This is a genomic window from Paenibacillus catalpae (assembly GCF_900112695.1).
GTDB lineage: Bacteria > Bacillota > Bacilli > Paenibacillales > Paenibacillaceae > Pristimantibacillus > Pristimantibacillus catalpae.
Genome location: NZ_FOMT01000001.1, coordinates 189,028 through 203,563 on the forward strand (window position 1 = coordinate 189,028; position 14,536 = coordinate 203,563).

Here is a 14,536-nt window from a genome sequence, read left to right on the forward strand (position 1 = left end):
GCTTAAGGCAATGGATTTGGTACAGGTAAAAGCGGGAGAGCTGACGTTTGATTTTCTAAACAGCGGGGATCTTTCAAAAGCCATGCATCAAGGAACGTTGCTGAATCAAGTAGTGTCGAACCCGGTGGATGGATCGCTTAACAACATTTATTTGCGCATGTTTAGCGCTGAAGGCATTTCTTACGAGCCATTGCTTGGCATTCGTTCAACGAGCCGCATGTCGGCTGCAGGTGGTCGTCTGCTTTGGGAGGGGACAGCGTTTGGGGCTATCTCTTACCGTGTTGTATTCACTGCGACAAAGGACGGCATTTGGTTCTGGGATGTAACGCTTGACTTGCAAGGAAGCGAAGCGAAGATCGATATCATTTATGGTCAAGATATTGGACTGGCTGATATTGGTGCGGTACGGACAAATGAAGCCTATATGTCCCAGTATGTCGACCATAAAGCGTTTAAAGACGAGGAACAAGGCTATGTGCTCTGCTTCCGTCAGAATCAGCCCATGCAGGGCGGCGCATTCCCTTATATGCAGCATGGTTCGCTTACAGGTGCGGCTGGCTATTCGACAGACGGGTTCCAATTTTTTGGCCTAAGCTATAAAGAAACAGATGTGCCAGAAGCACTTGGCAAGTCTGAATTGGCGAATGAAGTATATCAATACGAATTCGGATATGCAGCTCTGCAATCGGAACTTACTCAGCTTAAAGGGGAAGCTCGCTTCGTATTTTATGGGATGTTCAAGGCGAATCATCCTTCAGCTGTTGACTCATTGGAGTTCCTAACAGAGGTGCGTAACGCTTGGGAAGAGGCTGAGCGTACAAAAGAGGCTGATCTTGCAGCAGCTTCTAAGCCTGTAGGAAAGGTTGAGTTCTCTACTGCCATCGGTTCTCCGGTACAAACGGCTTCGCTGACTGCAGCTGAGATGGATGCTTATTTCCCAGTCCGTCATCAAGAGGAATGGCAGGATGGCAAACTCTTGTCCTTCTTCACGGACACGCATGAGCATATCGTGCTGAAGGAGAAGGAGCTGCTTGTTGAGCGTCCGCATGGTCATATTCTAATGTCCGGCGGCAACGACAAAATGACGGAGAACGTCATGACGACTACTTCTTATATGTATGGTATTTTCAATTCCCAGCTGCTTGCAGGCAATACGAACTTCCATAAGATGCTTACCAATGCCCGCAGCGCTCTGAATACGTTCAAGACATCGGGTCAACGTATCTATATTGAGCAGGAAGGAACATACCGCCTGCTCACTATGCCTTCGATGTTCGAGATGGGCTTCAACTATGCCCGTTGGTATTACAAAATGGCAGAAGATACGCTTATCATTACGAACTTTACAACCGTTGATACACCTGAGGTGAAGCTCCAAGTTCGCTCGATAAGCGGGAAAACGTATCGTTACCTCGTTACGAACCAAGTGTCGATGAACACGAATGAATTTGAGCTTCCCTTCTATATGGAGCAAGCGGATGGCGTGCTTACCTTTAAGGCAGATCATGAATCAATCAGCACGTCCGTTTTCCCTGATCTGCAATACCGGATGAATGTTGCCGGAGCGGATGTGACGGTTGGTGATGAAAGCCTGCTTGTCAGCGGAGTTAAGCAAGGAGCGGGTTCGTTAGTCGTTCTTTCGCTTGGTGCGAGTGCACAATGGACGATCACGATGCAAGGACTTCTGCATGGTGAGAATCTTCCATTTACAGAGCGGCAATCGGAGCTTGAAATCGAGCGCTACCGTGAATTTTTCCGTCATGTAATGAACGGCTTCCGTTTATCGGGAGAAGGTACTGCTGATGCTGCAGCTGAGCTGAATAAAGTGAATGCACTGGCATGGTGGTACACGCATAATATGCTCGTCCATTATTCCGTTCCACATGGTCTGGAACAATACGGCGGCGCGGCGTGGGGAACTCGTGACGTCTGCCAAGGGCCAACGGAATACTTTATGGCGATGCGAAAATATGAGCAGGTTGCAGAAATTCTGAAGACGGTCTATTCGCATCAATATGAGGATGACGGCAATTGGCCGCAATGGTTCATGTTCGACAAATACTCCCGCATTCAGCAAGAAGAGAGCCATGGCGATATTATTGTATGGCCGCTGAAAGTGCTGGGCGATTATATTGCTGCGACGAAAGATTACAGCATTTTGCAAGAGCGTGTTCCTTATACGGTGCGCCATAAAGGTGAGTTCACGACGGAAACAGCAACGCTTCTTGATCATGCTCTGAAGGAAATTGGTTATATTATCGATCATTTCCTGCATGATACGCATTTGTCTTCGTATGGCGACGGTGATTGGGATGATACCCTTCAGCCGGCTAATGCGCAGTTGAAGCAATATATGATCAGCAGTTGGACGGTTGCGTTAACTTACCAAACGATTGCACAGTTTGGGCGAGTGATGGAATCCGTAGATGCTGCTCTAGCAACGGAACTTACAGAGCTGGCTTCCGCTATCAAAGAAGATTTCAACCGATACATGCTTCAGCAAGAAGTGATCCCGGGCTTTGTCTATATGGAGAAGCCAGGCGATGCGAAGCTGATGCTTCACCCAACAGATACAACTACAGGCATTCAATACCGACTTCTCCCAATGACGCGCAGCATGATCAGCGAGCTGTTGACTGAGGAGCAAGCGGCGGAGCATTATCGCATTATTAAAGAACAGCTGTATTGCCCGGATGGAGTGCGGCTCATGAATCGTCCTGCGCAGTATGCGGGCGGCGTGAGCACAAACTTCAAACGCGCGGAGCAAGCTGCGAACTTCGGCCGTGAGGTTGGTTTGCAATATGTGCACGCTCATATCCGCTATGTAGAAGCAATGGCGAAGCTTGGTAAATCCGATGAAGTATGGCAAAGCCTGCTCATGATTAATCCAGTTGGTCTGCGGGATGTCGTGCCAAATGCAGAGCTGCGCCAAAGCAACTCGTATTTCAGCAGCTCCGATGGTAAGTTCAACAACCGTTATGAGGCACAGGATCGATTCGGCGAACTGCGCGAAGGTACAGTGCCGGTTAAAGGCGGCTGGCGGATTTATTCAAGCGGCCCTGGAATTTATATGAACCAATTGATCTCGAATGCACTTGGCATTCGTCAATCAGAAGGCGAGATGGTGATCGACCCGATTCTGCCTGCCAAGCTTGACGGCATGCAATTCGAATTCATGTGGAACGGCTTGCCGGTTACCTTCATCTATCGGATCAGTGATGCGAAGCAGATCACAAAAGTAACGATTAACGGCAAGGAGATGCCGCTAATACCGTCAGCTAACCGCTATCGTACAGGTGGCATGCAAATTCCGGGTGAGCAATTGCAAGCAAGCCTGCATGCATCGTCCAATCGGATAGAAATTTTCATGTAAGAAGCAGACTGGCGGTATCCAAGAACCGCCAGTCTTTGTGATATAATGGTGGAACAATGATAGATAGGAGCGAGAACTGTGGTTAGTATTAAGGATATCGCTAAACAAGCACGGGTCTCGATCTCGACGGTATCTTATGCGCTTAACGGCAGCCCCAAGGTGACAGATGAGACGACGGCAAGAATACTTGCTATCGCCAAGGAATTGAATTATGTCCCGAATGCGGCTGCAAGATCGCTTAAGACGAGGGAAACGAAGATTATCGGTGTCTTTCTTACCGACTTCAGCGGGGCGTTCTACGGTGATCTCCTGCAAGGGACGAAGGAGATTCTGACGCAAAAGGGCTATGACCTTATAGTATGCAGCGGCAAGCAGTCCCATCGGATGTTGCCCGAGCGAATGATCGACGGAGCCATAATATTGGACGAGACATTTGGCAACGAACAGCTGCTGAGCTATGCAGATCGTGGTCATAAGCTTGTTGTGCTCGATAGAGAGCTTTCACATTCGAATATTAATCAGGTGCTGCTGGACAACAAGGCAGGAGCTATGCTGGCTGCAGAGTATCTGATCGAGCAAGGACATCGGAAGCTTTACGTCGTTACGGGACCTAACGGCTCGTATGATTCGAAGCAGCGGCTGCAGGCAGTTACACAAGTGGTAGAGAGGACAGCTGGTGCTCAGCTTATTGTTATCGAAGGCGACTTTAACAAAGCAGCGGGAGAGCGGGCAGCCGAGAGAATAATGGCAGACAGCAATAGCGGCCTGGTCTCCTCAGCAGTATTTTGCTTCAATGATGAAATGGCGATCGGTATGTTTAACTATTTGTCAGAGCATCATCCAAACGTTAAGATCGGGGAACAAATTCATATCATCGGATTCGATAATATGGAGCTGGCTTCCTATACGCAGCCGCGCCTATCCACGATTGATTATTCGAAGCGCAAGTGGGGCGCACTTGCTGCCGAACAGCTGATCAAGCTTATAAGCGGTGATACGGTTGAGCATGAACGGATCTATGTTACTCTGATCAAAGGTTGTTCAGTTGGATCGGAAAAGTAATTCAAAATAGCAGGAAATGTTAAAAGAGATTCTCTATCCTGGATAGGGAATCTCTTTTTTTTGACTATTAGACCGGACTAACCGTATCGCGAATAACCAGACTAGTAGGCAGCATGACTTTTTTGTTGCCGTAGGAATTACCTTCGCTGATTTCAAACAGCAGCTTGGCGCTCTCGTAGCCAAGAACGTCGAAATATTGCTTTACGGTACTTAATGCTACTTTAGCAAATTTGGAGCTTTCAAAATCATCAAAGCCCATAAGCGAAATTTGCTCCGGAATTCGAATGCCCCGGCTGGTCAGTTGCTCAAGCACTTCAAGGGCTCGTTTGTCATTGGCGCAAAATAGCGCCGTAATTTCTCCCTCCTGAATTTGGCGGGTGAGCGCATCGTAATCCAATTCCTTCTCCAGATACAAAAGCTTTCTGTTAGAAGGCAGGGAAGCATCTGCAATCGCATTGTTATAGCCGTTATAACGGTCTACCTCTGGACTGAGATGGAAATCGTAAGCGGCAAACCCGATCTGCGTATGTCCATTCCGAATCAAGTATTCCACGGCTTCATAAGCTCCGTCGTGATTGTTGCAAGTCACAACATTGACGGGATACCCTGGAGGATAACGGTCAAGCATGACAAAAGGAATCGATTTCTTGCGGACATCATTCAGATAGCTCTTCGCTGCGACAGGATCGGAGGAGTAAATGAGAAGCCCGCGAATACCCGACTGGAGCAGTCTCAGAATAAGCTCGCGTTCTTCCTCGAAGTTATTTTCCACAAATTCAATAATCAATTTGCAATCGTTTTTGCCGAGAAAGGATTGAATGCCTTTCATAATTTGCATATAGGAGCTGTCGTACATTTCAACTCCGGAGATCACAAAGGCAACCAAATTAGAAGCTTTCTCAGCTATGGCCGTTTGGCTCGCCGCCACGAAGCTTCCTTTTCCCCGTATGCGGTAAATAACCCCTTCGTTAACTAACTCGGAAAGCGCCTTTCTGACCGTAATCGAGCTGACATTCAACATTTTGGAAAATTCGGACTCACTTGGTATACGATCATCCTTCGTAATTTCCTGATTCTCGATTTGGGCCAAGACATAGTCCTTAACGAGTTGATACTTGGGTAATGCAGGTTCTTTTTCGCTCATTCTCGAGTCACCTCATAACAACATTTCTTTGATTATAACTTAACTAAAGTCAAAATGGTATACTAACTTTTTCTGAAAGTTGCGAAATATGAAGGTTTTCGTGAAGATTTTGCGAATAGAGCCGGAAGTTGCACGTTTTTGAACAAAAAAGGTTTGAAAAATTTAGGAGTTCGTATTACTATAAGTTCCAAGATAGTGTGTGAACTTGTTGTGGTTAGCATAATAAGTTTGGCTGTCAAGTGTATAGTAAGCGAGGAGGGATAGGTAAAGTAGAGATTGTCAGGTTTGTGTAAGCGCTTAACCTTGAGGGATAAGTCGGTGGAAGTCCACCTTCTATAAAGCTATGAATCTAATCTATTCTTCTTCGTATACATACTTTCTTACAACAGAATTGGAGGATTAATAAATGAATAATCGATTGTTTAGCAGCAACCCTGTGTTTTCCGGCTGGTATGCCGATCCGGAAGCGAGAATCTTCGAAGGGCGGTACTGGATTTATCCGACATACTCCGCGAAATACGAGGAACAGCTTTTCCTGGATGCCTTTTATTCGGATGATTTGGTCAATTGGACGAAGGTGGAACGGATTCTTGCGATTGAAGATTTTAGCTGGGCGCATAAAGCCGTATGGGCACCTTCCCCTATAGAGTGTAACGGGAAATACTATATCTATTTCTCGGCCAATGATATTCAAAGCAATGACGAAGCCGGGGGTATCGGCGTCGGGGTAGCGGACCGGCCGGAGGGGCCATTCCGCGATGCCATCGGAAAGCCATTGATTGACCGCTTCCATCATGGAGCGCAACCTATCGATCCGCATGTTTTTCAGGATGAAGACGGCCAGGTATACCTCTATTACGGAGGATGGGGGCATTGCAATGTCGTCCGTCTGGGTGAGGATATGATTAGTCTGCTTCCATTCGAGGACGGCAGCCTCTATAAGGAAGTGACGCCGGAAGGTTATGTAGAAGGCCCTTGTATGATCAAGCGAAACGGCCTTTACGTCTTTATGTGGGCAGAAGGCGGATGGGGCGGACCGGACTATCGGGTAGCGTACGCATTGGCAGACTCGCCGGTCGGACCATTCGAGAGAATGGATACGATTTTGCAGCAGGATCCTGAAGTAGCAACCGGTGCGGGCCATCACGGCTATATTCAAATTCCGGATACGGATGAGTACTATATCGTCTATCATCGGCGTCCATTGACAGAAACTGCAGCGAATCATCGGGTGGTTTGTATCGACAGGCTTATCTTCAATGAGGATAACACGATTCGTCCTGTGAAAATCAGTTTTGAAGGTGTCCGTGCACGTACACTCGGAGCGAATGGTCAACTATAAGGAGGTAACAATTGATGTTACGAGGATTAACGCGTGCCGGAATCGGTGCGATCGACAGTGATGAGAGATTTATAGAATTGACAGCTGCCGGAGGGTTCCAGGCGGTAGATATCGATGCCAATTGACCGGTTGGGACTCGTACGGACTCGCGATTTTCTCTGATCATAGAACGGATTATTCACATGGGGAGGATGTGCCGCTCTCTCTGACATTGGGATGGGGCGGGGAAGGCGGCTTCTGGTGGGGCAAACGTCCGCTGCAGAACGTTCAAGAGATGCGTTACGCGATCTTGCCTTATAGCGACCGTTGGGAGCGGGCAGGCATTCAGCGTGAATCTCGGCGTTGGACAGAGCCGCTGCTGCCGGTACACATTCGGTTATCTTCCAATACTGCACAGAACATGTCGCTTCTGCAGGTAACGGATCCTTCAATCGAGATCAGCTCCGTGCAGCGGGATGGTAAGGACCTCCTCGTAAGATTGTACAATTCGGGATCCGATTCTTCGAGCTTCACGTTCATTGTTGGTTCCGAGTCGGGCGATGTCACGGCCGCCCAGCTCGACGGAAAACATAAGGAGCGGCTGCCGCGCACGATACGGCCTGACTGCGGCTCGGAAGTAGGGATGTCGCTGCCTTGTCATAGTCTTGCCACCCTGCGAATATCTGACATTAGATACAACAAAGACGAATCTATAGGATGTGAACCCGGACTTGAATACGAGAAAAGAGATTCAGTATCAACTTGAAAACCTGCTTAGAGCCAAGCAAAGGTTGATTTATAAAAAAATATCTGCAGTCGAATTTACCGGTTTTATCACAAATGAACGCCTTTCTTATTCAGAGATCAGTAACTGCGGGTTCGAGCCAATACATCCTGGTGATCGTTGGGGCAGCAATTGGATGTATTTCTGGCTGCGCGGAACAATCGTTGTTCCGAAGGAAGCAGAGGGCAGGCGGCTGGTTGTGGTTGCGGATTTTGGCTCGGAAGCGACGCTCTACATTAACGGAATAGTTAGCGGAGCGATGGATATGCAGCATCATGATGTGACGCTGACCCGAAGCGCCTCGGAAGGGGAGCAATTCGAGTTCGTTGCCGAAGCTTACGCCGGTCATTCCGATCAACAGCCGGTATTTGGCGAATCATATCTCTGCCTGTTTGAAGAAGATGTCTATCAGTTTTTCATCGATCTCGAATGCTTATGGCAGGTTCTTACGTTCACCGATGCCAACTCGCTGCGGGCTGCGGAAATTAACCGATGTTTGACGGATGTGATAGCTGCCGTTGATTTCGGGCTGCAGGGAGAGAAGCTTATAGATAATGTTCGGTTCTGCCGAGATTTGATGGAGCCGCTCCTCTCCTGTGTGAACGGTTCAACATCACCGCTCTTGTTCCTTATGGGGCAATCCCATCTTGACATCGCCTGGCTGTGGCCGATTGAAGAGACGAAGCGGAAAATTGCCCGCACGATGTCCAACCAGCTGGCGCTTATGGAGGAATATCCGGACTATCAGTATGTCCAGAGCCAACCCTATTTGTTCCAGCTGGCCAAGGAGCTTTATCCGGAGATGTACGAACGTATGAAGCAGAGAGTGGAGGAAGGACGGATCATTCCCGAAGGCGGGATGTGGGTAGAGTCCGATACGAATCTCGCAGGCGGGGAAAGTCTGATTCGCCAATTCCTTCATGGCAAGCGGTTCTTCCAGGAGGAGTTCGGCAAGGACAACCAGATGCTGTGGCTGCCCGATGTATTCGGTTATTCCGGCAATATGCCGCAGATTATGAAAGGCTGCGGGATCAACTATTTTGCTTCCGTGAAGATGTTCCAGACCTACGAGAATGTTGTAGATCCGTTCCCGTACAATACGTTCATGTGGGAAGGCATTGACGGTTCGGGGATTTTGACCCATTTGCTGGATTATGGCGACTATCCGATTCGCGTGAATCCGTCGTTCTTAATTGGGCAGTGGAATGACCGTGTGCAGAAGGATGGCATTGCCACCAGACTCGTGCAGTACGGACATGGAGACGGCGGCGGCGGGGCTAACCGGGATGATATGGAGTTCCTGCGCCGGCTCGAAAATCTGGAAGGCGTACCGCGGACGAGACAAGGTTCGCCGATTGATTTTTTTGAAGATCAGGTGGAAAGAGGGATTCCGGACGCGAAATACGTTGGAGAGCTGTATTATCCTGCCCACCGGGGGACGTATACGACGCAGGCCCAGTTGAAAAGGTTGAATCGCAAGACGGAAATAGGCTTCCGCGAATTTGAATTATGGGGTGCGGCGGCGGAGCTGCTGCAGAGAAAGGCTTATCCGTACGAGCGAATGGATCACCTATGGAAGCAGCTGTTATTGCATCATTTCCACGATATTCTGCCCGGTACGTCTATTCATCGAGTCCATGAAGAGGCGCAGGCTGAGCTGGCCAGGCTGCATGAAACTATGCATGTAATGGCTGGCGAGACTAGAGCTTCTCTGCTAGAGAGCAAATCATCAGGCGTCACCGTATTTAATTCGCTTTCCTGGGACAGGAAGGAGCTTGTTGCCTTGCCCGATGGCGTTCAAGCGATTGCAGACCATACAGGGAATGCGGTGCCGGTACAATGGCATGACGGCACCCTATATGCCGAACTGGAGTCGCCGTCTATGGGCTGGTCAACTTATGGAGTCATTCGGGAAGAGCAAGAGGTGCCGACCGTCGCTTCGTCAGCTGTTTGGGCTACCAAGTCGCATCTTGAGAACGAGTATTTGACCATTGAGATGAACGATCGAGGCGATCTCATCAGTATTGTAGATAAACAGACGGGCACCGAATGGGCAGCGGATTCTTGCAACGCCATAGCGATGTACAGGGACCAGCCTTCCGCATTTGATGCTTGGGAGATTGACCGCCGCTATCAGGCATCCAAGGTAGCGCTGGAAGACAAAGCGGTAATTACCGTCACGGCTAATGGACCACTATTTGCCAATATCCGCATAGAGCGGAAGCTTCATGAGTCAACGATGGTACAGGATATCCGGATTCGGACCGGAAGCCGGAGAGTTGAATTCCATACAACGGTGGAGTGGAATGAGAAGAACAAAATGCTGCGTGTGGATTTCCCGGTTCGGATTCACGCGAATGAGTCGATGCAGGAGATTCAGTTCGGTTATGTGCGCAGGCCTAATCACGCTTCCCGGCCGCATGATGCGGACCGGTTCGAGGTAAGCCAGCATAAGTGGACGGCGCTTGCGGAGACGAACCGCGGCTTTGCTCTGCTCAATGATTGCAAGTACGGCGTTGCGGTAAAAGATCAAACGATCAGCATGACGCTTCTTCGTTCGCCGTCTTATCCGGATGAAACCTCCGATCAAGGAACGCAACAATTCACTTATGCCTTCCTGTTCTGGGACGGAGCGTTCCACGACAGCCGGGTCATTCAAGAAGCTTACGAACTTAATTATCCGCTTCACGCCTTAAGCGGAACGCGCAGCCTGACCGAACAATCTCTGCTTCAGGTTGATCAGGCGAATGTCATTGCGGAGACAGTCAAGCTTGCCGAAGACGGCTCCGGGGATTGGATCATACGTCTGTACGAAAGCAAAGGATCCTCTGCGTCTTGCGGCATTCGCGTTGGGCTGTCCTATTCGGCTCTGTTTGAGACCGATATGCTGGAACGTAACCTGACGGAGCTGCCGGTCGAAAATGACCGTATCAGTCTGCAATTCCGGCCATTTGAAGTGAAAACCATTCGTCTTGCACATACAAGGGAGGTATCTTAAATGATGAAGCTCGGGCAAGGACAAAGGCTTGTGATGATTGGTGACTCGATTACCGACTGCGATCGTAAATTCCCGCAAGGGGAAGGTTTGTTTCAAGGCGTCGGCAAAGGCTATGTTGCCTTGGTGGATGCCATGCTGCAAACCGCTTATCCGGAGCTGTCCATCCGGGTAACCAATATGGGCATCGGCGGCAATACCGTGCGTGATTTGAAGGCAAGATGGCAGACGGACGTGCTGGAGCTGAAGCCGGATTGGCTGACCGTTATGATTGGCATTAATGATGTGTGGAGGCAGTTCGATCAGCCGTTTATTCCGGAATCGCATGTGCTGCTGGAGGAGTATGAGCAGACCCTGGAGGAATTGGTGACGTCCGCGCAGCAAGGGCTGCAAGGACTTCAGGGAGTTATCCTTATGACTCCATTCTATCTGGAGCCTAACCCGGAGGATTGGATGCGCAAACGGATGGATGAATTCGGTCAGGCAGCCAGAAGAGTCGCAGAGCGGTCTGGTGCCCATTTCATCGATATCCAGGCGGCATTTGCTTCACAGTTCAAATATGTACATCCTACTGCCATTGCCTCTGACCGGGTGCATCCAGGTTTGGCTGGCCATATGGTTATTGCGCGGGCGGTACTGCAGGCTCTCGGCTTTGAGTGGAAGCGGATGGAAGGCTAGCAAATATGGCGCCATAGGGATTTCTCCCGATGGCGCCATTATCCGTCTTTCCATCTATAAAATTAGGATTACGGTTATCAGAACGGAAGCTCGATGGCAACCTCTCTCTTCAAAGAGGAGGAGCGGAGCACCCCGTCGATAATGGCTTGCTGAATGACGATCTGTTCTCCCGGAATTGGAGCGGTACGTCCTTCCCGAACGGCCTCGGAGAAGTCGCGGACCTTCTCAAAGAACAGGTTGGTATCCGAGTTGGTAACAGGGATAGGGGTCTCTGTCTGCTTGCCCATGAAATCATGGAACAGCTTCATGTCGCCAACGCGGCCATCCCAGACTCCGGACCAGTTCCCGGTACCAAAAGGATTAACTTTAAGGCCGCCTTCTGTACCAAGGAACATTGTGGAGCCGAGGGAATCCATGTGCATAGCCCATGAAATCTTGAATTGCAGCACCAGATCATTCTCAAAGCGGACAAGCGCGACTCCGAAATCCTCTACATCGAATTTGTCCGCTTCCGGGTGATATACCGGATTGGTGCCAAAATGATTGGAGGTATACGCCGATACGGTAAGCGGTTTAGGATATCCGAGCGCATTCAGCGCCATGTCAAGGGAATAACATCCGATGTCTGCCATGGCACCAGCGCCAGCGAGATCCTTGCGGATGAAGGTTCCGCCCGGCATGCCGCGTCTGCGTCCGCCGCCAGTCTCTACATAGTAGACCTTGCCGAGCTTGCCGGATTGGACGATATCGTTAACGACTTTCATATTAGGGTCATAACGGGGTTGGAAGCCAATTGTAAGCATGCTACCGGTTTCCTGGGAGGCATGAACCATATCAATCGCTTCCTGCAAGGTAACGGACATCGGTTTTTCAAGCAGTACAGCCTTGCCTGCCCGCAAAGCGTCTACGGTCGTAACGTGGTGCGAAGCATTTGGCGTACAGATGCTGACGCCGTCCAGATCTAGCTCAAGCAGCTTCCGGTGATCTTCAAAAGGGCTGGCGCCATGCAGCTGCTCCTTGTCAATAAAGCTCTCCGCTTTGCCGGAGATTACATCGGCGACCGCTACAATCTCGACATCAGTCAGCTGTTTATATGCTCTTACATGCGCAGAGGCAATTCCGCCGCTGCCGATAATTCCGATTCGTTGTGTTTTTGCCATTTTTAAATTCGTCCCTTCTTTTTATGGGTTGTAAAGGTTATTGCGGGAAGGTTACAATCGGCCCTTCCTGTTCAAACGGGTAATCAATCACGATGCGGCCGGATTCGGTATCGCCGATACCGCTGTACAGATTAACCTTGCCGTCAGGCCGCATTTCGATGCCGGCTGTAAAAGCACAATCGGTCAGATTGGACTTTTTGGCAGGTCCTTCGGGATAACAAGAACGGGTGCCTATAATTTTAAGATCGGTGAACTGATTTGTTTGCGGATCCAGTACGAACGACATGTTCATATAAGCTAACGTGCCATTGTCAGATTTATAGCAAATATGTCCTATAACGCCGATTTTACCGCTCTCCAGAAGGTATGCCTGGTTGCAGCCGCCCCACTCGTCCTTCTGGAATAGTCCGGGAATATGCGGCGCGTTCTCGATGATCTCCGAAGACAGCTCATCAAGACTATTAATGACGGTGAAGCCGATCAGAGATTCACTTCCGTATTTTTGACGCACTTCTTCGCTCCGCGGTCTGGAGAATACGCCAATCCTGCTATCAGGAAGCTGGACAAGCCGGATATCCTTCATGCGATCCGGACCCGTCGTGAAATAGAGAAGATCTTGAAGATCTGTCCCTTTGTAAAAATAACCGTAAAACGTATCCAGCTGGCCCTGGTTATAACGGACATGCGTGCCGCCAAGGATAAGCTGCTTGTCAATAATACTGATATAAGGGTCCTCAAGCTGATAGATCATCGTATCCGGCACAAGGGTCCATTCATTCGGGCCGGTTTGTTCAAACAAGCGTACCCAGGAGCGGGCCCATTCATCCCGTTTTTCTACACGGCCATATATAAAGCGCTTACCGTTCCATTCGAACGGAATCGATGGATTGTAGACGTCAAAGCCGGCGATGCCTTTGAAGCTAAGCTTGGCGCTTTCGTAAACGCGTTTGTTGTCTTCGAAATGCCTGCGCTGCTCAATCAGATTCATTGCTCGAAATCTCCTTTCGATCGTTTGTCTAGTCAGCTTAATCGTAATGGAAGAAAGGCTATAAAATCTTGTTTATATTTAATATATTTTATGGTATTTTGACATGGTATTTAAGAGCGCGTAAAAGATGTGGGGGTGGCAGCAATGTTAAAGCTTCTTGCGGCGGATGGCATAGACCCGGAAATTCAAGCTCACTATCGGCTAATCACTTCAATTAACGATACGGTTGGCATGCATACCCATGATTTTTTTGAACTGTTTCTTATCTTGAAAGGCAGTGTTGTTCATGTCATTAACGGCACCCGGCAGCTGCTGCAGGAGAACACGCTTGTGTTCATACGTGACCGCGACGTTCATTGCTATGAACAAACGGGTGAAGGGGATTGCCAGCTCATTAATCTTTCTTTTTATAAAGAGGTTATTGATGAATTGTTCGGCTTCCTGGGGGCCGGGTTTCCGAGTGATAGGCTGTTTGAGCCGGAATTACCACCGACCATTCTGCTTACCAAGACGGAGAAGGAGTATGTGCGTTACCGGCTCGACCAGATGAATGTAATCCCATCGGACGAGAAGCTGGTCGTCAAAGCAGAGGTGAGAGCCTTGCTGACGGATCTATTCTCCCGTTATATCAGAATTACAGCGGAAAAGGATGATCCCTACGGACAACCGGATTGGTTTCTGGCGCTTTGCTCGGAGATGAGGAAAAAAGAGCATTTTACAAGGGGGACATCGGCATTACTTCAGCTGTCAGGCAAATCGCATGCGTATCTATGCAGAATGTTTAAGCTGCATCTAAAGATCTCGCCTACGCAATTCATTAACGAGCTTCGAATGTCTTACGCAGAAAATTTGCTGCTTAACACCGATATAGACATTCTGGACATTAGTATGGAGACCGGTCTTGAGAACGTTAGTTATTTCTATGAGTTATTCAAGAGAAGACATCATATGACGCCTTATCGATTCCGTCAATTCGGCAGAATCATGCGTGACAAATTGTGAAGAGCCTGATTCGCCAACCGAATCGGGCT

The 14,536-nt window shown here is 49.1% G+C and carries 10 protein-coding genes; 7 read left to right on the forward strand and 3 right to left on the reverse strand.

Annotated elements, in window-relative coordinates; translation table 11 throughout:
* The first annotated feature begins 10 nt into the window (after positions 1–10).
* Both BM200_RS00650 and BM200_RS00655 read left to right on the forward strand, forming a co-directional pair.
* Complete coding sequence (locus BM200_RS00650; protein ID WP_091183386.1) at positions 11–3,373, forward strand: GH36-type glycosyl hydrolase domain-containing protein; 3,363 nt, start codon at positions 11–13, stop codon at positions 3,371–3,373.
* A gap of 78 nt (positions 3,374–3,451) precedes the next feature.
* Positions 3,452–4,435, forward strand: coding sequence for a LacI family DNA-binding transcriptional regulator (locus BM200_RS00655; protein WP_091180154.1), 984 nt, complete (start codon positions 3,452–3,454; stop codon positions 4,433–4,435).
* A 67-nt stretch (positions 4,436–4,502) separates the two neighbouring features.
* On the opposite strand, the gene BM200_RS00660 is transcribed toward BM200_RS00655, so the two are convergent.
* Positions 4,503–5,579 (reverse strand): substrate-binding domain-containing protein, encoded by a 1,077-nt coding sequence (locus BM200_RS00660; protein WP_091180156.1) that lies wholly within the window; start codon positions 5,577–5,579, stop codon positions 4,503–4,505.
* 406 nt (positions 5,580–5,985) lie between these two features.
* Here BM200_RS00660 and BM200_RS00665 point away from each other — a divergent pair, with 406 nt between their 5' ends.
* The 4 genes from BM200_RS00665 to BM200_RS00680 all read left to right on the forward strand — a co-directional run bounded on the left by BM200_RS00665 (position 5,986) and on the right by BM200_RS00680 (position 11,357).
* Positions 5,986–6,921: a glycoside hydrolase family 43 protein gene (locus BM200_RS00665; protein ID WP_091180158.1), complete on the forward strand. Its 936-nt coding sequence runs from the start codon at positions 5,986–5,988 to the stop codon at positions 6,919–6,921.
* Between the two features lie 193 nt (positions 6,922–7,114).
* Entirely contained in the window at positions 7,115–7,666 is a 552-nt protein-coding gene (locus BM200_RS00670; protein WP_139230740.1) for a hypothetical protein, read from the forward strand.
* The gene (locus BM200_RS00675) at positions 7,620–10,682 is read left to right on the forward strand and encodes an alpha-mannosidase (protein WP_483869912.1); all 3,063 of its coding nucleotides are present in this window, start codon (positions 7,620–7,622) and stop codon (positions 10,680–10,682) included. Before BM200_RS00670 ends, BM200_RS00675 begins: the two co-directional genes overlap by 47 nt.
* Before the next feature lie 3 nt (positions 10,683–10,685).
* A complete protein-coding gene (locus BM200_RS00680; RefSeq protein ID WP_091183388.1) occupies positions 10,686–11,357 on the forward strand; it encodes an SGNH/GDSL hydrolase family protein in 672 nt (223 codons plus the stop codon).
* A 77-nt stretch (positions 11,358–11,434) separates the two neighbouring features.
* On the opposite strand, the gene BM200_RS00685 is transcribed toward BM200_RS00680, so the two are convergent.
* Both BM200_RS00685 and BM200_RS00690 read right to left on the reverse strand, forming a co-directional pair.
* Complete coding sequence (locus tag BM200_RS00685) at positions 11,435–12,517, reverse strand: Gfo/Idh/MocA family protein (protein ID WP_091180166.1); 1,083 nt, start codon at positions 12,515–12,517, stop codon at positions 11,435–11,437.
* A 37-nt stretch (positions 12,518–12,554) separates the two neighbouring features.
* Entirely contained in the window at positions 12,555–13,505 is a 951-nt protein-coding gene (locus BM200_RS00690; RefSeq protein ID WP_091180168.1) for an MTP-1 family protein, read from the reverse strand.
* A gap of 144 nt (positions 13,506–13,649) precedes the next feature.
* Between BM200_RS00690 and BM200_RS00695 the strand changes: the two genes are divergently transcribed.
* On the forward strand, positions 13,650–14,507 hold the full coding sequence (locus tag BM200_RS00695) for a helix-turn-helix domain-containing protein (protein ID WP_091180171.1): 858 nt from the start codon (positions 13,650–13,652) through the stop codon (positions 14,505–14,507).
* Positions 14,508–14,536 lie beyond the last annotated feature (29 nt).